At 69.3% G+C, this 17,730-nt stretch carries 19 protein-coding genes; 4 read left to right on the top strand and 15 right to left on the bottom strand.

All coding sequences use genetic code 11. The annotated features are described in order from the left end of the window. Positions 1 to 79: 79 nt before the first annotated feature. The 3 genes from HD841_RS12155 to HD841_RS12145 all read right to left on the bottom strand — a co-directional run bounded on the left by HD841_RS12155 (position 80) and on the right by HD841_RS12145 (position 1,880). Positions 80 to 733, bottom strand: a complete 654-nt coding sequence (locus HD841_RS12155; protein ID WP_179509139.1) for a sigma-70 family RNA polymerase sigma factor — start codon at positions 731 to 733, stop codon at positions 80 to 82. 94 nt (positions 734 to 827) lie between these two features. Beyond that, positions 828 to 965, bottom strand: a complete 138-nt coding sequence (locus tag HD841_RS12150; RefSeq protein ID WP_179509138.1) for a hypothetical protein — start codon at positions 963 to 965, stop codon at positions 828 to 830. A gap of 105 nt (positions 966 to 1,070) precedes the next feature. Then, on the bottom strand, positions 1,071 to 1,880 hold the full coding sequence (locus tag HD841_RS12145; RefSeq protein ID WP_179509137.1) for a response regulator: 810 nt from the start codon (positions 1,878 to 1,880) through the stop codon (positions 1,071 to 1,073). A gap of 272 nt (positions 1,881 to 2,152) precedes the next feature. On the opposite strand from HD841_RS12145, the gene HD841_RS12140 reads away from it, so the two are divergent. The 3 genes from HD841_RS12140 to HD841_RS12130 all read left to right on the top strand — a co-directional run bounded on the left by HD841_RS12140 (position 2,153) and on the right by HD841_RS12130 (position 4,322). Next, positions 2,153 to 2,320 carry a NepR family anti-sigma factor gene (locus HD841_RS12140; protein ID WP_161773120.1) on the top strand — a complete coding sequence of 56 codons (168 nt, stop codon included), beginning with the start codon at positions 2,153 to 2,155 and terminating at the stop codon, positions 2,318 to 2,320. 8 nt (positions 2,321 to 2,328) lie between these two features. Continuing rightward, entirely contained in the window at positions 2,329 to 3,921 is a 1,593-nt protein-coding gene (locus HD841_RS12135; RefSeq protein ID WP_373563007.1) for a sensor histidine kinase, read from the top strand. A 266-nt stretch (positions 3,922 to 4,187) separates the two neighbouring features. After that, the gene (locus HD841_RS12130) at positions 4,188 to 4,322 is read left to right on the top strand and encodes an entericidin A/B family lipoprotein (RefSeq protein WP_038662115.1); all 135 of its coding nucleotides are present in this window, start codon (positions 4,188 to 4,190) and stop codon (positions 4,320 to 4,322) included. 129 nt (positions 4,323 to 4,451) lie between these two features. On the opposite strand, the gene tatC is transcribed toward HD841_RS12130, so the two are convergent. From tatC to HD841_RS12080, 10 genes are all read right to left on the bottom strand, one after another. Beyond that, complete coding sequence (gene tatC, locus HD841_RS12125; protein WP_373563021.1) at positions 4,452 to 5,228, bottom strand: twin-arginine translocase subunit TatC; 777 nt, start codon at positions 5,226 to 5,228, stop codon at positions 4,452 to 4,454. Positions 5,229 to 5,233: 5 nt separating this feature from the next. Further along, positions 5,234 to 5,611: a Sec-independent protein translocase protein TatB gene (gene tatB / locus HD841_RS12120; protein ID WP_179509135.1), complete on the bottom strand. Its 378-nt coding sequence runs from the start codon at positions 5,609 to 5,611 to the stop codon at positions 5,234 to 5,236. A gap of 30 nt (positions 5,612 to 5,641) precedes the next feature. Next, the gene (locus HD841_RS12115) at positions 5,642 to 5,881 is read right to left on the bottom strand and encodes a Sec-independent protein translocase subunit TatA (protein WP_179509134.1); all 240 of its coding nucleotides are present in this window, start codon (positions 5,879 to 5,881) and stop codon (positions 5,642 to 5,644) included. A 27-nt stretch (positions 5,882 to 5,908) separates the two neighbouring features. Then, positions 5,909 to 6,487 (bottom strand): SMC-Scp complex subunit ScpB, encoded by a 579-nt coding sequence (scpB, locus tag HD841_RS12110; RefSeq protein WP_179509133.1) that lies wholly within the window; start codon positions 6,485 to 6,487, stop codon positions 5,909 to 5,911. Then, complete coding sequence (locus HD841_RS12105) at positions 6,484 to 7,209, bottom strand: segregation and condensation protein A (RefSeq protein WP_179509132.1); 726 nt, start codon at positions 7,207 to 7,209, stop codon at positions 6,484 to 6,486. Before HD841_RS12105 ends, scpB begins: the two co-directional genes overlap by 4 nt. Further along, entirely contained in the window at positions 7,209 to 8,210 is a 1,002-nt protein-coding gene (locus tag HD841_RS12100) for a glycoside hydrolase family 3 protein (RefSeq protein WP_179509131.1), read from the bottom strand. The genes HD841_RS12105 and HD841_RS12100 overlap by 1 nt, the downstream gene beginning before the upstream one ends. A gap of 250 nt (positions 8,211 to 8,460) precedes the next feature. Then, positions 8,461 to 9,180: an SPOR domain-containing protein gene (locus tag HD841_RS12095; protein WP_179509130.1), complete on the bottom strand. Its 720-nt coding sequence runs from the start codon at positions 9,178 to 9,180 to the stop codon at positions 8,461 to 8,463. Then, entirely contained in the window at positions 9,180 to 10,904 is a 1,725-nt protein-coding gene (argS, locus tag HD841_RS12090; protein WP_179509129.1) for an arginine--tRNA ligase, read from the bottom strand. The genes HD841_RS12095 and argS overlap by 1 nt, the downstream gene beginning before the upstream one ends. Before the next feature lie 250 nt (positions 10,905 to 11,154). Further along, positions 11,155 to 12,303, bottom strand: coding sequence for a DUF1501 domain-containing protein (locus tag HD841_RS12085; RefSeq protein WP_179509128.1), 1,149 nt, complete (start codon positions 12,301 to 12,303; stop codon positions 11,155 to 11,157). Between the two features lie 4 nt (positions 12,304 to 12,307). Beyond that, positions 12,308 to 13,804: a DUF1800 domain-containing protein gene (locus HD841_RS12080; protein WP_179509127.1), complete on the bottom strand. Its 1,497-nt coding sequence runs from the start codon at positions 13,802 to 13,804 to the stop codon at positions 12,308 to 12,310. 207 nt (positions 13,805 to 14,011) lie between these two features. On the opposite strand from HD841_RS12080, the gene HD841_RS12075 reads away from it, so the two are divergent. Then, positions 14,012 to 14,308, top strand: coding sequence for a hypothetical protein (locus HD841_RS12075; RefSeq protein ID WP_179509126.1), 297 nt, complete (start codon positions 14,012 to 14,014; stop codon positions 14,306 to 14,308). Between the two features lie 76 nt (positions 14,309 to 14,384). Here the strand turns inward: HD841_RS12075 and HD841_RS12070 are convergent, their stop codons facing one another. Beyond that, positions 14,385 to 15,551, bottom strand: coding sequence for a deoxyguanosinetriphosphate triphosphohydrolase (locus tag HD841_RS12070; protein ID WP_179509125.1), 1,167 nt, complete (start codon positions 15,549 to 15,551; stop codon positions 14,385 to 14,387). Beyond that, positions 15,548 to 17,548, bottom strand: a complete 2,001-nt coding sequence (locus HD841_RS12065; RefSeq protein ID WP_257015484.1) for an SPOR domain-containing protein — start codon at positions 17,546 to 17,548, stop codon at positions 15,548 to 15,550. Before HD841_RS12065 ends, HD841_RS12070 begins: the two co-directional genes overlap by 4 nt. Positions 17,549 to 17,730: the final 182 nt, after the last annotated feature.

Here is a 17,730-nt window from a genome sequence, read left to right as displayed (position 1 = left end):
GATCCATGACAAAACGGCCCCGCAGGTTCTGCGAGGCCGTGCAACAGCTTAAATAAAGGAGCGGACCACCCGCGGCGGATCAATGCCCGCGGCTGAGTTCGTCCACTTCGCCCATGATCGTGTCGAGCGCGGTCTTGTTGACGTCGGTCTCATGCTCGCGCCGCGACGGCAGCGAGCCCTCGCTGAGGATCGTCTCGAGCGCGACGCGGCCACGCGCGACGCGGCTCTTGATCGTACCAACCGCGACCTGACAGATTTCCGCAGCCTCTTCATAGGCGAAGCCGCCAGCGCCGACCAGGATCAACGCCTCGCGCTGCGGCTGCGGCAGGTGGAGCAAGGCGCGCTGCATGTCGCCGAGTTCGACATGGCGATCTTGGCTGGCCGGCGCCGCGAGGATGCGGTCGGCGACGAGATCGTCCCACTCGCCCTTGAACCGCGCGCGGCGCATCTGCGACAGATAGAGGTTGCGCAGGATGATGAAGGTCCAAGCGCGCATGTTTGTGCCGGCCTGGAAACGCTGCCGCGCCGCCCACGCCTTCAGCAGCGTTTCCTGCACGAGGTCGTCGGCGAGATCACGGCTGCCGGACAGCGACCGGCCGAAGGCGCGCAGATGCGGAATGACCTGCGCCAGCTGCTTCTTGAATTCCGGATCGGACAGCGCAACGTGCTCGACCGGCGCCACGGGAGCGTCGTCGTCTTCGTATTCGTCATCACGCGTAGCGGGCTGGGTCATGCAATTCCGTTCAAAGCCGGGGACATCATCGCCGCCTCGAGCAGCAAGATAAGGGTCCGCGCCGGCAAATGCCAGTGAGACGGGGTGAGCCGTGTTATCGCAGGATCAGAAAGGCGAAGATCGCGATGATCAGGACCAGCGACACACCCAGCACATATCGGGTGACGCCCGGAGTCGAGCCCGCCCGCGCCTCGGTGGTGGTGACATGGACGGGTTCGTTCTGATCAGCCATGTGCGTCAAACACCTGACGTCCGTTTTGGGTCCGTAACTTTCTTGGGCCTGCGGTGGTAAGTCGATGCCGGCGCGGCGCCCCTCGGGCCGCCGCGCCGGTACGGGTCACGCGACCGCGTTGGGGATCGTCGCCTCGTCGAAGAACAGCGCCTGGCTGATCGCCGCCTTGACCGTCGAACGCTGGAACGGCTTCGTAATCAGGAAGGTCGGCTCCGGCCGCTCGCCGGTGAGCAGACGCTCCGGGAATGCGGTGATGAAGATCACCGGCACTTCGAACTCGGCCAGGATGTCCTTGACCGCATCGATCCCCGAACTGTCGTCGGCGAGCTGGATGTCGGCGAGCACGAGGCCGGGACGATCCTCCATCGCCAGCGCCACCGCCTCGTCGCGGGTGACGGCGACGCCGGTCACCTCATGGCCGAGATCGCGGACGATCGTCTCGATATCCATCGCGATGATCGGCTCGTCCTCGATGATCAGCACCCGCGCGCGGGTCTGCTTCTCGATCTCGGCCAGCGCTTCCGACACCAGGGATTCGACCTCGCTGGTGTCGACGTCGATCAGATAGGCCGCGTCCTCGGGGGTGAAGCCCTCCATCGCGGTGAGCAGCAGCGCCTGGCGCGACAGCGGAGTCATGCGGGCGAGGCGGGCGCGGGCGACGGCCTCGGTGCCTTCGGCGTCGCTCGGCGAGGTCTGCTCCTCGCCATCCGAATTGGCCGACGACCAGATGCCCTGGAACATGCGGTACAGGCCGAGGCGCGGATCGACGTCGCGCGGAAACTGATCGGGTGCCGCGACGATCGCTTCGAGCGTGGCGCGGACATATTTGTCGCCCTGCTGCTGGCTGCCGGTCAGGGCCCGGCCATAGCGCCGCAGGAAGGGAAGATGCGGTGCGAGTTGCTGTCCAAGCGACATGGGTGGTGATCACTCCCTGAAGAACTGCCCGGATACCGGGACCTGAGATATCGAACGGACGCCTGATCTGTGCGGGCGCCCGCCGCTTTGCAACGATGTTTGTCGAAGAACCCGGCCGGCCCCAGGGACCTGCGGAAATTTCGCGCCACGATGGAACCATCGAGGGCCAATTTGGTTTCATCGCCGATTGAATGGGTCAGCCGCTCTGAATTGCGGCTCCCGTTCGTTGTGCGTCGATTGCCCGGCACGACCGGGTCACCCAGGGGGACATGTTGGAACTGCCCAGCGACAAGGACAAGAAGACGTCTTCCAAAAAGTCTCCTGCCAAGGTCCAGAGCAAGGATCGCGACATGGGCGCGGCTCTTCGCTCCGCGTACCAGCGGACGATTGATGAAAGCGTTCCTGACGAAATGCTCGACCTGTTGAACAAGCTCGCCTAGCAGAGGGCATGGCCACACCCCACGCCGCCGCATCATCCACACGACGTGCGGCGATGGCCCCGGTGTCGGCGCTTTCGCGCCTGCCCACCGGTGCCAAGCTGTTCATCATGCTCAGTGTTGCGCTGCTGCTGCTCGCGCTGATCGCGATCGGCGCGACGTTGCAGACCGGCAGGACGGCGGACGCGGAAGCGCGTGCGCGGCTTCGCATCGCCGCCAACGAGAGCGCGCGCAGCATCGCCATCGAACTGATCGGCGATATGACCGCGCTTCGGGTCGCGGTGAACGCGTTGCAGGCGGATGCCGGCGACGCCCCGAGTTGCGCCCGCGCGCAGGGCGTGTTCGCGCAACAGGCCACCACCGGCACCCGCTTCTCGATCGTCGACCATAACGGCCGGCTGCTGTGCGGCGAGCCGTTCGACACCGACGTGGCGATCGACACCAGCACCGCCGTCGGCGCGGCGATCGTACCCGACAAGGGCCTGATCCTGTCGGTTGCCGGCCCCCGCCGCGGCCCCAGCGCACGCGTGTTCTTCCCGCGCACCTTCCTGGCGCGCCTCGCGACGCCGACCAGCCGCGCGGTGCCGCTCGCCAGCGCGCTGGTGCATGACGGCAACTCGCTCGAACTGGCGAGCATTCCCGACCTCGGGCCGCTCGACCGCGTCGAAACCGTCGAGACGGACCTCGGCCTTGGCGGGCTGACGCTGCGGACCAGCACGCGCAGCGCGCCGATCACCTCCTCCTTCCTCGTCGCGCTGACGTTGCCGCTGCTGATGTGGGCGGCGGCTGCGGGGCTGGCATGGTTCATCGTCGACCGGCTGCTGATCCGGCCGTTGCGCCTGCTGCGTGCCAGCGTCGCCTCCTACACGCCCGGCGAGGTGATCGATCCGGGCCAGCTCGGGCCGCTGCCCGCGCAGGAGATCCGCGAACTCGGCGACACCTTCCGCGCGATCAGCCGCACGGTCGCGCTGCACGAGGCCGGCCTCGCCGAGGCGGTGGTGCGGCAGACCAAGCTGACGCGCGAGGTTCATCACCGCGTTAAGAACAACCTGCAGGTCATCTCCAGCCTGATCAACTTCCATGCGCGCGGCGCGCCGAGCCCGGACGCGACGGCCGCCTATGCATCGATCCAGCGCCGGGTCGATGCGCTGGCGGTGGTCCACCGCAACCATTTCGCCGAGATGGAGGACAATCGCGGCCTCAACCTGCGGGCGGTGATCGGCGAACTGGCCTCCAATATCCGCGCCACCGCACCCGAGGGCGCGACCAGCCTGGCGATCGCGCTCGACGTCGATCCCTATCTGGTCAACCAGGATGTGGCGGTCGCGGTGGCGTTCCTCGTCACCGAGACGATCGAGCTGGCGATGAACTGCGACCGCGCCGCACAGATCCGCGTCGCGGTGAAGCCGGGCGACGACGACAAGAAGGCGAAGCTGCGCGTCGTCTCGCGCGCCTTCGTTGCCAGCGAGACGCTCGAGACGCTGCTGTCGACGCGCTACGGCCGGGTGATCGAGGGATTGTCGCGGCAGCTGCGGGCACCGCTGCACCACGATCCGATGACCGGCGCGTATGAAATCGCCATTGCGGTGCTCGGGCGCGACTGACCGAAAATAATTTCTCCACCCACCGTATTTGCACGGAACCAACAATCCGGGGTCGGGTTATGCAATACGGATCGCGACTTTATGCCCCCCCGCTCTCGCGGTCCACGACATAGGCCCGGAAGCACTCACCCTCCCCCCCCCGGTGATTGCTTCCGGGCCTTACTCATTTCAGCGATAGCGCGCCCCGCGCGGGCAAAGAGTTCCGCTTCCGGAACGAATGCGCCGCCCGATCATTCCCCTAGCGCTATTCAAGCCCAGGAGGTTCTATGCGTAAGGTTCTCGGATTGGTCGTCGTCGCAGGCGCGCTCATGGTCAGCGCGTGCAACACGGTCGAAGGCGTCGGCAAGGACGTGAAGTCGGCCGGCAGCACCGTCGCCAAGACCGCCGACGACGCCAAGTAAGCTTCCACCTCACGTGGTTGGGAAAGCCTCCGCCCTCACGGGCGGGGGCTTTTTTGTGTCTGTGCCATGGCGTGAGCAGCAGTTCGTCAAACGCCCATTTGGCGCCGAGCCGCTCCGTCACAGGAAAGATCAGGCTTTGACCACTTCGCTAGCGGCATTCTTCGAGCGCTTGCGCTCGGTGAACCAGATGCCGATGATGGCGATTTCGTAGAGCAGGATCAGCGGCACGGCGAGCAGCACCTGGCTCATCAGGTCCGGCGGCGTCAGCACTGCGGCGATCGCGGTTGCGCCGACGATGGCATACCGGCGTGCACCAATGAGCTGCTTGCGGGTGACGATCCCGGCCCGTTCGAGCAGCATCAGCAGCACCGGCAGCAGGAAGGCGAGCCCGAACGCAAACAGGAACTGCATGACGATCGATAGGTAATTGCCGATCGCGGGAAGCGCCTGTTGGTGGACACCGCCTACGTCGCCCTGGAAACCGAGCAGGAAGTGCAGCGCCATCGGTATCGCCATGTAATAAGCGAGCGCGGCACCCGATATGAAGAGCAGCGGCGTCGCCAGCAGAAACGGCAGCAAGGCACGCTTTTCCTGACGATACAGACCGGGCGCGACGAATTGCCACAATTGGTTGGCGATGATCGGAAAGGCGATCATCATCGCCGCAAAGAAGGCGACCTTCACCTTGACGAGGAAGGCCTCGAAAAGCTGGGTGTAGATGACCGTCTTCTGCCCGGCATGCAGCAACGGCTGGACCAGAAAGCCGAAGATGTCCTCCGCGAACCAGTAACTGACGCCGAACGCCACGACCACGGCTGCGATACAGTATAGCAGGCGCCGACGCAGTTCGATGAGATGGTCGAGCAACGGCGCGCGGCTGGCGTCGATCTCGTCTTCCATATCCATGCCGCTCATGACGGGGTGATATCCGTCTGGACCACAGGCCGATGGTCGGGTGCCGGCGAAACCGCGGGCTTCTCGACCATCACCGGCGCGTCATGGTCCACAGCCGCGACCGGCTCGGCAGCGGCAACGGATTCAGCCTCGGACGTGGCGGGATGCTCCGCCATGATCCGCGCATTCTCGGCCGCCCAGCGCTTCTCCATCTCTTCCAGCTCGGCTTCACGGACCATGTTGTCGAAGCCTTGCCGAAACGAGCGGCTGACTCCCCGCGCCTTGCCGACCCAATAGCCGACGACCCGCATCGCCTTCGGCAGGTCCTTAGGCCCGATAACGAGCAGCGCGACGACGGCGATTAGCAGGAATTCGGAAGAATCTACGCCGAACATCGGATGCCGTGACTATCTGAAGGGCGCAGCTTAGCGGTCTTCGCGGACGCGCTCGCCGTCGCGATCGAACGCGGGCTCGGCCGCCTTCTGCGCCTCGATGCGCGGCGCCGGCTTGGTCGTCGTGTCATGGTCCTCTTCGGCCATGCCCTTTTTGAAATTCTTCACGCCCTTGGCGACATCGCCCATCAGGCTGGAGAATCGGCCGCCGCCGAGCAGCAGGATCGCGACGACCGCAAGAACGAGCAGATGGATCGGGCTGAAGCTGCCCATGGCTTATCTCCTAGAATGCAGCCTTATCTAATCGCTATCGCCGTCCTTTGCCACCACCAAAGCTTCCTCCAGCGCGAGGTCGACGGGATCGAGCAGGCCGGCGGCGCGCAGATCCTCGACACCGGGCAGGTCACGGCGGCTTTCCAGGCCGAAATGGCTGAGGAAGCCCGGGGTGGTGGCATACATCAGCGGCCGGCCGGGCAGTTCGCGGCGGCCCGCCGGCCGCACCCAGCCCGCCTCCATGAGCACGTCGAGCGTGCCCTTCGCCGTCGCGACGCCGCGGATCGCCTCGATCTCGGCGCGGGTCACGGGCTCGTGATAGGCGATGATCGCCAGCGTCTCGATGCCGGCGCGGCTGAGCCGCCGCACCTCCTCGCGGTCGCGGCGCAGCAGATGGGCGAGATCGGGCGCGGTCTCGAAATGCCAGCGGTCGCCGCGACGGACCAGGACGATGCCGCGGCCGGCATAATCCTGCTCGAGCCGGGCGAGCACCGCGCGCACATCGACCTTGCCGACATAGGCGCGGATCGAATCGACGGTGAGCGGCTCGGCAGCGGCGAACAGCAGCGCCTCGACCGCGCGCACGCCATCGTCCGGCGGGGTCATCGCAGCGCCCGCAGGTAGAGCGGCGCGAACGGCGCCTGCTGGCGCAACTCCACCCGCCCCTGTTTGGCGAGTTCGAGCGCGGCGAGGAACGAGGAGGCGAGCGCCGACTTGCGCAGCCGGCCGGAGCCGTCGGGCAGGAAGCTCTCCAGCGTCGCCCAGTCGAGCTCGATGCCGATCAGCCGCGAGACACGCTCCAGCGCCGCTTCCAGCGTCATCACCTCACGATCGGCGACGACATGCATCACCGGCCGGGTACGCGCGCTGACCCGCCCGTAAGCGGAGATGAGATCGTAGATCTCGGCATGCCAGCGGGCGTGGCGGATCGTCCGCAGCCCCTCGGGCGCGGACCGCACGAACACGTCGCGGCCGAGCCGGTTGCGTGCCATCAGCCGCGCGCCCGCCTCGCGCATCGCGGCGAGCCGTTCCAGCCGCAATTGCAGCCGCAGCGCCAGTTCCTCGGGGTCCGGCTCCTGCTCGGGATCGCGCGGCAGCAGCAGCGCCGATTTGAGATAGGCGAGCCACGCCGCCATCACGAGATAATCGGCGGCGACCTCCAGTTGCAGCGTCTGGCGCTGCTGGATGAAGCGCAGATATTGCTCGACGAGCGCGAGGATTGACAGCTTGCGCAGATCGACCTTCTGCGCGCGCGCGAGCGTCAGCAGCAGGTCGAGCGGCCCTTCCCACCCCTCCAGATCGAGCGTGAGCTGTTCGGATTCGGCCATCAGACCAGAGCGAGGAAGGCGTCGCGCGTTGCGATCAGGTCATCGACATCGCCTGCGGGCGCGCCGACACTCGCCATGGCACGGTCGAGACGCGCGCGGGCGGCGTCGCCGATCGGGCCGAGCCGCCCGGCGATCTCGATCATCTCGTCCATTCGCGCCCAGCAATCGAGCACGAGGTCGCAACCGGCGGCGATTGCTCCCGCCGCCTTCTCGCCCGCGGTGCCGGAGAGCGCCTTCATGTCGATGTCGTCGGTCATCAGCAGCCCGTCGAAGCCGATCGCCCCGCGGATCACCTTTTCGATGACCAGCGGCGACAGCGTCGCCGGCCGCTCGCGATCCCATGCGTCGAAGACGATGTGCGAGGTCATCCCCATCGGCGCCTGCGCGAGCGTGCGGAAGGGTTCGAGATCGACCTCGAGCTCCGCCGCGCTGGCGGTGACGGTGGGGAGGAGATGATGGCTGTCGACCCGCGCGCGGCCGTGACCCGGCATGTGCTTGACCACGCCGACGACGCCACCGGCCGCCAGCCCCTCCAGCATCGCGCGGCCGAGCGCGGCGACCTGCATCGGCTCCGATCCGTAGGTGCGGCAGGTGATCGCCTCGGTGGTGTCGGGCTGGGCGACGTCGATGATCGGGGCGCAATCGACGGTGATGCCGACCTCGGCGAGCATCAGGCCGAGCGCCTGGCCATTGGCGCGCATCGCCTGGATCGCCGACATCGGCGCGGTCTCGTAGAGCGCGGCGAACGCGGGGCCGGCGGGAAAGGCGGGCCATTCCGGCGGCCCCATGCGGGCGACGCGGCCGCCCTCCTGGTCGATGAGGATCGGCAGGTCGGCGCGGCCGGACAGGTCGCGGAGGGAATCGGTGAGCGCGCGGACCTGCGCGCGATCGCGGATATTGCGCTTGAAGAGGATGTAGCCGGCCGGCTCCGCCTCGGTGAAAAAGGCGCGTTCGTCGGGAGTGAGGGCGAGACCGGCGATGCCGAAGATGACGGGCTTCATGCCGCACGGTTAGCGCGGGTATGCGCAAGATGCGAGGGTTGGTGGCCTGTGTCCGCCCCCGACGGGCAGGGCAATCGCATTGGGTCGCGGCGATGAGGCTCGATCGCTTTCCCCGAACAATCCGTCACCCCGGACTCGTTCCGGGGTCCACTGGGCCGCGGGGGAATGGCAGGAGGCTCAGGCTGCGCGCCTCGCCGCAGAGTGGACCCCGGGACAAGCCCGGGGTGACGGGGGGATAGGCCTCCCCGCCTCAGCTTGCGACGAAGCAGCTTTCGCCCGCCACGCGCAGCCGGCCGCAGATGTCGGCCGCCTGGTTGGCGCTGCCGGCGTTGACGCGCAGGCGGTAGAGGGTGCGGCCGCCGATGGCGACCGATTGCACCGACTTGCCGAGCGGCGCGAGGTAGCTGAACCGCTTGGAGAACGTGTCCCAGGCGCCGTTCGCCAGCGCCTCGGTCGGATAGGCGCCGAGCTGGACCAGCGAGCCGCTGGCGCCGGCATCGGCGGCCGGCCGGCGCTGGACGCTGACCGGCTGCGCGGCGACAAGCTTGCCGCTCGACGCGGGCACCTGCGCGACCGCGTTGCTGCCGCCGGTGCCGGCCGGCTTGGCGGTCGGCGCCACGCGATGGCCGTCGATCGGCTTTTCCGGCACCGCGCTGAGATCGATCGAGCCGTTGCCCGCCTTGCCCGCGCTGGTCGCGATCGCGGCATCGCCCTCGCCCTTCACCTTCAGGCCGCCGGGATCGTCCGGCTTGACCTTATAGTCGCCCTCCGGCGCGGCGATCAGCTGGCCGTCGGCGCTGGCGCGGGTCTGGAGCTTGTAGATGCCGAAGATGATCGCGGCGAGCACGGCGAGGCCGATGACGACCAGCGCGATCGTCTTCCCGATCGGCGCGCCCTGTTCCTCGTCGGGCTCGACGGTTTCGAGCCACGGCAGCCGGTCCTCGTCGCGCAGATCCAGTCCGTCCGCCATCACTTCATCTCCGAAACCGCGACCACACCCATGATGCTGAGCCCGTTACGGATAATCTGCGCGATCGCCGTCGCCAAGAACAGACGCGCGGCGGTGGCATCATGGTCGTCGACCACCAGGAAGCGGCGGTCCGGCCGGTCGTTACCGACATTCCAGAGCGCATGGAAGGCAGCAGCTAAGTCATACAGATAAAAGGCAATTCTATGCGGTTCGCGCGCCGTGGCGGCGGTTTCGACGATGCGCGGGAATTGCGCCGCGAGCTTCACCAGCGCGAGCTCCTCCGTATCAAGCCGGGACAGGTCGGCATCACGCGCCGCGATCCCCGCTTCCTCGGCACGGCGATGCAGCGAGGCGACGCGGGCATGGGCATATTGGACGTAGAAGACCGGATTGTCCTTCGACGCCTCGACCACCTTGGCGAAGTCGAAGTCCATCTGTGCGTCGGAGCGGCGGGTCAGCATGGTGAAGCGGACGACATCCTTGCCGACCTCGCGCACCACGTCGGCGAGCGTGACGAAATTGCCCGCCCGCTTCGACATCTTGACCGGTTCGCCGCCGCGCAGCAGCCGCACCATCTGGACGAGCTTGACGTCGAAGCGCGTCTTGCCGCCGGTCAGCGCGGCGACCGCGGCCTGGATGCGCTTGACGGTGCCGGCATGGTCGGCGCCCCAGATGTCGATGAGCTGGTCGGCGGTCTGGCTCTTCTGGAAGTGATAGGCGAGATCGGCGCCGAAATAGGTCCATTGGCCGTTCGACTTCTTGATCGGCCGGTCCTGATCGTCGCCGAACTGGCTGGAGCGGAACAGCGGCAGCTCGACCGGCTCCCAATCCTCGGGCGTCTCGCCCTTGGGGGCTTCGAGCACGCCGTCATAGACGAGGCCGCGCGCGCGCAGCTCCGCCTCGGCCGCCTCGGGCTTGCCGGCCGCCTGCAACTCCGCCTCGGACGAGAACAGGTCGTGGTGGATGCCGAGCAGCGCGAGATCCGCGCGGATCATCACCAGCATCGCCGCGACCGCGCGGGTGCGGAACAGCGCCAGCCATTCGCTCTCCGGCGCGCCGACGTAGCGGTCGCCGAACTCCGCGGCGAGCTCCTTGCCGACCGGGACGAGATAATCGCCGGGGTACAGGCCCTCGGGGATTTCGATCGTCTCGCCGAGCGCCTCGCGATAGCGCAGGTGCGCCGAGCGGGCGAGCACGTCGACCTGGCCGCCGGCATCATTGACGTAATATTCGCGGATCACCGTGTGGCCGGCATATTCGAGCAGCGCGGCGAGTGCATCGCCGACGACCGCACCGCGGCAATGGCCCATGTGCATCGGGCCGGTCGGATTGGCCGACACGTACTCGACGTTGACGGTGATCCCCTGCCCCTGCGTTGAGCGGCCGTAATCGTCGCCCGCCGCCTGAATCTGCGCGAGTTCGTCGCGCCACGCGGCATCAGTGAGGCGCAAATTGATGAAGCCGGGGCCGGCGACGCTCGCCTCGGCGACGTCGTCCAGCTTCGCCAGTTCGGCGGCGAGCGCCTCGCCGAGCGCGCGCGGGTTGAGCTTGGCGGGTTTGGCGAGGACCATCGCCGCATTGGTGGCGAGATCGCCGTGGCTGGCGTCGCGCGGCGGCTCGACCGTCACGTTCTTGCGGTCGAGGTCGGCAGGCAGCGTGCCGGCGGCGACGAGGGTATCGAGGGCCGCGGCGACATGCGCGGCAAAGCGGGTGTAAAGCGTCATGGGCGTCCGTTCGGCGAAAGTCCCCTGCCCTAGCTTACAAGCGGGGCAGGTTCAAATGGCTGCGGCGCAACATGGACAAGATGGACCCCTTCCGTTTCCCCTGAAGAGCCAGCCCGCCACGGTCGCCGCCGGTGTAGCAGCGATGCCGGATGTGGACAGCGGGCGGGGATAGGCCCTTGTAGCAAGGTCCTCGTCCGATCAGCCTCGACGATGGTCCCGCACCGGGGAGCTGCCGCCTGCGCGGGGCGCGTCACACCCGCAGCAGCCCCTCGATCGCCGCCGTCCGGGCGCTCGCCGGGAACAGCGCCGCCATCGCGCGCGGTGGCTCGACCGCGAAATGGTCGGCGACGGCGCCGCCGATGAAGGCGTCGAGCGGCGTGGTCGGCTTGAGGTCGCGGGCCTCGTAGAGGTTGGCGGTGGCGAGGCCGGGCCAGTCGGCGAAGACGCGGCCGCCCTTCACCGCGCCGCCGAACAGCATCGCCGCGGTGCCGGTGCCGTGGTCGGTGCCGCCGGTGCCGTTGATCGCGACGGTGCGGCCGAATTCGGTCGCGACCAGCACCAGCGTGTCGTCCCACACCGGGCCGAGCCCCGTCTGAAGCGCACCGATCATCGCGTCGAGCCCCTTGAGCTGCGTCGCCAGCCGGCCGCGCTGGCCGGCGTGCGTGTCCCAGCCGCCGGTCTCGATCGTCGCGATCCGCGCGCCGTTCACCGGCGCGAGCAGCCGCGCCGCCAGCGCGCCCGTCGCCGCGGCGTTGCGGCCATTGTCGCGGGCGAGGTCGCCGGTGAGCTGGCGCGTCTGCAATGCCTCGTTCCACAGGCCGTGCAGCTGCGCGTCGCCCTGATAGAGCTGCGTCACCCGCGCGAGCAAATCGTCCGAGGCATCGGGCAGCGACGAGGGCGCATAGCTCGCCACCTCGTGCGCGCCCCGCAGCGCCACCGGCACGGTGGCGGCGATCGCGATCGCCTTGGCGTCGTCGGTCGGCACGACGCCGAGCAGGCGGTTCATCCAGCCGTCCTTGAGCTGGTAGGCGCCGGCGCCCCCGGTCTCGAGCACGTTCTGGCCGTCGAAATGCGAGCGATCGCGATAGGGCGAGGCGACGGCGTGAGCGAACAACGCCTGCCCCTTGGCATAGAGCGCCGCGGCATTGGCCATCGCCGGGTGGAGCGAGAACATCGCGTCGAGCTTGGTGCCGGCGGTCAGGTCGGCGGCCAGTTCGCCGCGCGCGCCGACGAAGGCGGGGTCGCCGACCGGACCGATCGTGCCGAGCCCGTCGGCGGCACCGCGCTGGATGATGAAAACGAAGCGCTTGGCCGTGGCCGCCCTGGCGAAGGCCATGCGCGGCGCGAAGGTGCCGAGCAGGCCGAGGCCGCCGGCGGCGAGGAAGGAGCGACGATCCATGATCTTACCTCCGCATCATTTCGGGCGAGACGAGCAGCAGCGCGAGCGCCTGCCCCGGGCTTTCGGCGCGGGCGAGCGCCTGGCCGGTGGCGGGCGTCAGCGCGTCGGGGAACAGCCGCGGCGCCAGCGCGCGCGCGTCGATCGTCCGCGCCGATCGGGCGGCGAGCCGCTCCGCCGCCTCGACGCGGCGCATCACCGCATCCGGCCCGGCCCAGCTCGGCGCGGTGTCGTCATAGCCGATCGGCTGGCCCGGCTTCCACATCGGCTGGCCCAATTGGTTGAGCAGCCCCTGCACCGCCTGCGGCTTGACGTCGGCGAGGCCGAGCGCGCGATAGGAGGAGACGGTCCATTCCCACGGCGTCTTGAACTTGGCGGGCGCGGGCCGCCACGCCTCCGGCGAGGCGATCAGCGCGCGGTAGACGGTGGGCAGATCGCCCCCCGAGCGACGGAACGCCTTCTCCAGCCGCGCGACCATCGCCGGCGGCGGCGTGTCGCCGGCGAAATGGCGGGCGAGCTTGGTCGCGACATGCCGCGCGGTCGCCGGGTGGACCGCGAAGTCGGCGAGCGCCGCCTGCGCCTGATCCTCCTCGCCGGGCGGATAGGTCTTGCCGAGGATGGTACGCGCGCCGGGCTGATGGATGTCGGGGACGAAGGCGAAGCTGCCCGGCGGCCGCGCGGTGACGAAGCGCGCGCCCGCGCCACCGCCGATCACGCCGACCGTCCAGCCGGTCATCGCACGGGCGAATTCGGTGACGTCGGCCTGGGTATAGCCGGTGCGCACGCCGAGCGTGTGCAATTCCATGATCTCGCGCGCCAGATTCTCGTTGAGCCCGACCTTGCGCTGGCCGCGCGCGGCGACCTTCGCGCCGAGCGGGCTGTCGGGACCGACCGAGACCGCCTGATCGAGGTAGAGCAGCATCGCCGGATGCCGCTCGACCGCGAACAGCATATCGGCGAAGCGGCCCATGACGTGCGGCCGGATCGCCTCCATCTCCAGCGTGCCGGACAGGCCGGCCAGCTCGGACTTGTCCGCCGAGACGGCGAAGTGATTCGACCAGAACCAGACCAGCCGTTCGGCGAACGGCGTCGCGGTCGTCAGGGCGGCGCCGGTACGGGCGCCGATCAGGTCGACATAATCCTGTTGCAGGGCATGCTGGGTCGCGTCGAGCGCCTGCTGGCGGGCGTCGCGCTGCGGGTCGGCCGCGGGGGCGGACGGGGACACCATAGCCGGTGCGGTGGTCGATGCCGGCGCGGCGGGCATGGGTGCCGGCGGGGCAGCGGCGGCCGGGGCGGGCGCCTTGCGCATCATACGTTGCGCCGCTTGATAGGCAGCGACATCCGCCGACACCTTGGCGCTGGTCGGCGCAGTGGCCGTCGGGGGTGGTGCGGGCTGGTAGGACTCGAGTTGCAGGGTGAGCCAGCGATGCGGGTCGGCGGGTGGCGACTCGTCCGCCCGCGTACCTAAACCGAACCGATTCAACGCGATGGCAGCTTCAGACATTGCACGCTCCTCGCCCCTGCCCTGCGATACTAGCGCCGACCTGTCGCAAAACTGTACCAGCCGCTGCCCGAGCCGGTTGCACGCGCCGCAATCGGCCCGGTCCGGCTTTGCATTTGAGCTCCATGCTGCACTGCAATATAGGCGCCGCCAAGAACGTGACCGGGGAGGACCTGAACGGGCTCGGAGCATCCTTTGCGAGAGGCGATCATGCGCAAGACCGTTGTTATCCTGGCCGCGGCTGCGGCCACCCTGACCTCGACCGGCGCGCTGGCCCGCGACGGCGAACGTACCTTCCAGCAGGGCGGCGACACCTATGTCTATACCGCCACCGACATTGCGCCGAACCGGCACGTGATCCGCGGCCGCCACTATCCCGGCGGCGAATCCTTCCGCTTCGTGGTGAGCGGCGGGCGGGTGACCGGCGCCGCCAACGGCACGGCCGTGGCGTTCCGCACCGCTGATGCCAAGGGCGCGGTCGGCGCGACGCGGCTGGCGTCGCGCTAATCCCCGGGCGGGCGCCCCGAGCGTCGGGGAGCCGGGCGGTCATCCCCCGGCGCCCGCGCACGGGCGCCCGCCTTGCTCAGAAGCCTTCGGGCAGCTCGATGTCGCCGACCAGCTCGCGATAGCGGGCGATGGCGTAGCGGTCCGTCATGCCGGCGATGAAGTCGGCGATATGGCGGCTGCGGCCGGGTTCGTCGGCGGGCACGTCCTGCGCCCATTCCGCGCTCATCGCCGACGGATCGGCGCGATAGGCCTCGAACAGGCCGGCGACGATGCCATGCGCGGTGTCGGCCGCCGCCAGCTGCCGCGGATGGTGATAGAGGTTGGCGTACATGAAGCGCTTGAGGTCGCGTTCCTCCTCGCGCATCTGCGGCGAGAAGCCGCATAGCGCCTCCCCCGCCGCGCGCACGTCGTCGGCGCTGGCGACGCCCGAGGCGGCGATGCGACGGCGCGTCTCTTCGATCAGGTCGTTGACCATCGTGCCGATCTGACTGCGGACAAGTTCGCTCGCCAGCCGTTTGGGCGCGACATCGGGAAAGCGCGCGCAGGCCGCCGTCCAGCCGCGCGCGACGATCGGCACCGCGAGCAACTGGTCGAGCGTCAGCAGCCCGGCGCGCAGGCCGTCGTCGATATCGTGATTGTCATAGGCGATATCGTCAGCGATCGCGGCAACCTGTGCCTCCAGGCTGGCATGGCTGGTGAGGTCGAGCGGGAAGTGCGCGTCGGCCTCGCGCAGCGCCCAGCCGGGATGACGGACGGGACCGTTGTGCTTGGCGAGCCCCTCCAGCGTTTCCCACGTCAGGTTGAGCCCGTCCCAGCGCGGATAGGGCCGCTCGATCAGCGTCAGCGCGCGCAGCGTATGGCCGTTGTGATCGAACCCCCCGGCATCGGCGAGCGCGACCTTCAGCGCATCCTCGCCGGCATGGCCGAACGGCGGATGGCCGATGTCATGCGCGAGGCACAGCGCCTCGGTCAGATCCTCGTTGAGGCCGAGCACCCGCGCGATCGTGCGGCCGATCTGCGCCACCTCAAGGCTGTGGGTCAGGCGGACACGGAAATGATCGCCGTCGGGCGCCATGAACACCTGAGTCTTGTGACGCAGGCGACGGAAGCTGATCGAGTGGATGATGCGGTCGCGATCGCGCTGGAAGTCGTCGCGGGGGCCGCGTGCGGTCCCGGTCTGTTCCTCATGCAGGCGGCCCCTGCTGCGCGCCGGATCGGACGCCCAGGGTGCGCGCGGACTCACTTGGCCGACGATTTGCCGGACCCGAGCTTGGTCACGGCCTGGCCGGCCTCGCTGGTGAAGGTGAAAGTCGAGACGCCCTCCTTCTTGAGCTGGTTGACGAAGCTGCGCGCCTCGGCATCGGTCTTGAACGGGCCGACCAGCACGCGGTTGGTCGCGCGCAGCGGCGTCGACCAGGCGGCGCGGCTGCCGAACACCGACGGCGCCTTGGCCTTCACCGCGGCATAGGCCTTGGGCAGATCATTCTCGTTGGCGCCGCCGGCGACCTGCACCCAGATCCGTTCGGGATTGGCGCGGGCGAGCCGCTTCTCCTCAACGGCGGCCTTCTTCTCTTCGGCGGCGGCCTTGGCATCGGCGAGCTTCTTCGCATCGGCGAGCTTCTTGGCGGCCAGCGCCTTCTTGTCGGCGACTGCCTTGCGGTCGGCGGCGCGCTTCTCGGCCGCGGTCTGGATCGCCAGCGCCTTCTCGGCGGCGGCGTCGCGCGCCTCCTTCGCCTTGGCCTCGGCGACGACGCGCGCGGCGGTGTCGGCGGGCGGCACCGTCGCCGGAGCGGGCTTGACCGGCGTGACGACGCCGAGCTCCGACGCCGGGATCGACAGGCCGGCGACGATCCGGGCGAGCACGCTGTCCGCCTCGGCGCGCGACGGTGGCGCGCTGTAGCTCGCCGGCGGGGTGGTCGTCGCGGTGGCGGGTTCCGCCGGGACCGCGGCGGTCGGCGGCGTATAGGCGGGCTGCGCGGGAGCAGCGGCGTAGGTTTGGGCCGGTGTCGGGGTAGGTGTCGGCGTCGGTGCTGGCGTGACCGATGGGGCCGGCGCGCTGGCGCTGGTCGGCAGCGGCGGACGTGGCTGGACTGCGGCGAGTTGGACCGGCGTCGACGGCGTGACCGCAGGTGTCGCGGGACGGGTCTGCGACAGCGCGGGCGTCGGTGCCGGCGACGACATCGGCGCGGGTGTCGGTGTCGGCGTCGGCACGGTCGTTGCGGTGCTGGTGCCGGCCAGCGTCACCGGCGCGCGCTGCGGTTGTTGCGGCAGCGGCTGGACGCGGGCGAGCGCGGCGGTCGCCTGCTGGTAGGTGGGCGCGGGCGCCGGCGCAGGTGTGACCGCACGGGGCGCGGCACGCGACTGCACGGCTTGCGTGGTCGACGCGAGCGCCACGCCGTCGCGGTTGCCGCGGCGGCGGCGATCCTTCTTGCCGGGCTGGGCGGCGGGCTGCACCGCGGCGAGCGCCACCGGGGCGGGCTCGGGCGCGAGCTGCGGCAGGATCGGCGCGAGCCGCGCGTCCGCGAGCCGCTCGGGCGTGGTATGCACCTCGCCGAAATGGACCGCGAAGGCGCGGTCGGCGGCGGGGAGCGCGGGGAGTCGCCGGAAGAAGGGCGTCAGCCCCTGCGCCATGCCGGGCGGCAGCATGGTGGTCGCGATCTTCTCGGCACCCGCCTGGTCGCCACCCATTGCCAGGATGAAGGCGCGGATGCGCCACGCGCTGCGATCGGTCTTGCGCAGCAACGGGTCGAGCGTCTCCAGCGCCTGTTCGCGCTTGCCCGAGATAGCGAGCGACAGCGCGTAGCGGCGGACGATTTCGTCATCCGGATCGGTCTTGAGCGCGAGGCGATAGTCGCGCTGGGCGCGCTCCTGCTGGCCGATCAGATCATAAGCGAGGCCGCGGTCGCCGGCGAAACGGCGCACGTCGGCGCCGCCGGCCTCGGCCTGCGCGAAATAGCGCAGCGCCTCGCCGGGCCGTTCGGAGCGGACGAGGATCGCGCCCTCACCCGCCTTGATGCGGGGATCGGTGGCCGACACCTTCTCGGCGCGCGCATAAAGCGAGGCGGCGCCGCTGAGATCGCCGAGCGACAGCGACAGGTCGGCGGCGGCGATCAGCGCGTTGAGGTCGCGCGGGTTGGACGCGAGCGCGCGCATCTGCTCGGCGAGCCGGTCGGCGTCGGTGGTGCCGGGCAGCGCCTGCACCACCTCCTGCGCGAACAGGGCGGATGGCGCAGTCGCCAACAGGAGCGCGGCAGGCGCCAGAAAGGAGGATAACGGAGATCGCATGAGGTCGCGGCGACTAGAGCCGAGCGTCCCTGAACCGGCAATGTCCGATCACGGGTCGCGCGGCGAACGGTGGCTGGGCGGCGACGAACATCGGTGACGGGGGCTCTGGTCTTGTTCGGCGGGCGCGCCGGGATCGG

This window comes from Sphingomonas melonis (assembly GCF_013409985.1).
GTDB lineage: Bacteria > Pseudomonadota > Alphaproteobacteria > Sphingomonadales > Sphingomonadaceae > Sphingomonas > Sphingomonas melonis_A.
Note: the sequence above shows the minus strand (reverse complement) of the source record. Positions and strands in the feature narration are given on the sequence as shown.

Bases quoted from the DNA above. Each gene is read 5' to 3' on its own strand.
- HD841_RS12155 (WP_179509139.1), bottom strand. From the start codon at position 733: ATGACCCAGCCCGCTACGCGTGATGACGAATACGAAGACGACGACGCT.
- HD841_RS12150 (WP_179509138.1), bottom strand. From the start codon at position 965: ATGGCTGATCAGAACGAACCCGTCCATGTCACCACCACCGAGGCGCGG.
- HD841_RS12145 (WP_179509137.1), bottom strand. From the start codon at position 1,880: ATGTCGCTTGGACAGCAACTCGCACCGCATCTTCCCTTCCTGCGGCGC.
- HD841_RS12135 (WP_373563007.1), top strand. From the start codon at position 2,329: ATGGCCACACCCCACGCCGCCGCATCATCCACACGACGTGCGGCGATG.
- HD841_RS12130 (WP_038662115.1), top strand. From the start codon at position 4,188: ATGCGTAAGGTTCTCGGATTGGTCGTCGTCGCAGGCGCGCTCATGGTC.
- tatC (WP_373563021.1), bottom strand. From the start codon at position 5,228: ATGGATATGGAAGACGAGATCGACGCCAGCCGCGCGCCGTTGCTCGAC.
- tatB (WP_179509135.1), bottom strand. From the start codon at position 5,611: ATGTTCGGCGTAGATTCTTCCGAATTCCTGCTAATCGCCGTCGTCGCG.
- HD841_RS12115 (WP_179509134.1), bottom strand. From the start codon at position 5,881: ATGGGCAGCTTCAGCCCGATCCATCTGCTCGTTCTTGCGGTCGTCGCG.
- scpB (WP_179509133.1), bottom strand. From the start codon at position 6,487: ATGACCCCGCCGGACGATGGCGTGCGCGCGGTCGAGGCGCTGCTGTTC.
- HD841_RS12105 (WP_179509132.1), bottom strand. From the start codon at position 7,209: ATGGCCGAATCCGAACAGCTCACGCTCGATCTGGAGGGGTGGGAAGGG.
- HD841_RS12100 (WP_179509131.1), bottom strand. From the start codon at position 8,210: ATGAAGCCCGTCATCTTCGGCATCGCCGGTCTCGCCCTCACTCCCGAC.
- HD841_RS12095 (WP_179509130.1), bottom strand. From the start codon at position 9,180: ATGGCGGACGGACTGGATCTGCGCGACGAGGACCGGCTGCCGTGGCTC.
- argS (WP_179509129.1), bottom strand. From the start codon at position 10,904: ATGACGCTTTACACCCGCTTTGCCGCGCATGTCGCCGCGGCCCTCGAT.
- HD841_RS12085 (WP_179509128.1), bottom strand. From the start codon at position 12,303: ATGGATCGTCGCTCCTTCCTCGCCGCCGGCGGCCTCGGCCTGCTCGGC.
- HD841_RS12080 (WP_179509127.1), bottom strand. From the start codon at position 13,804: ATGTCTGAAGCTGCCATCGCGTTGAATCGGTTCGGTTTAGGTACGCGG.
- HD841_RS12075 (WP_179509126.1), top strand. From the start codon at position 14,012: ATGCGCAAGACCGTTGTTATCCTGGCCGCGGCTGCGGCCACCCTGACC.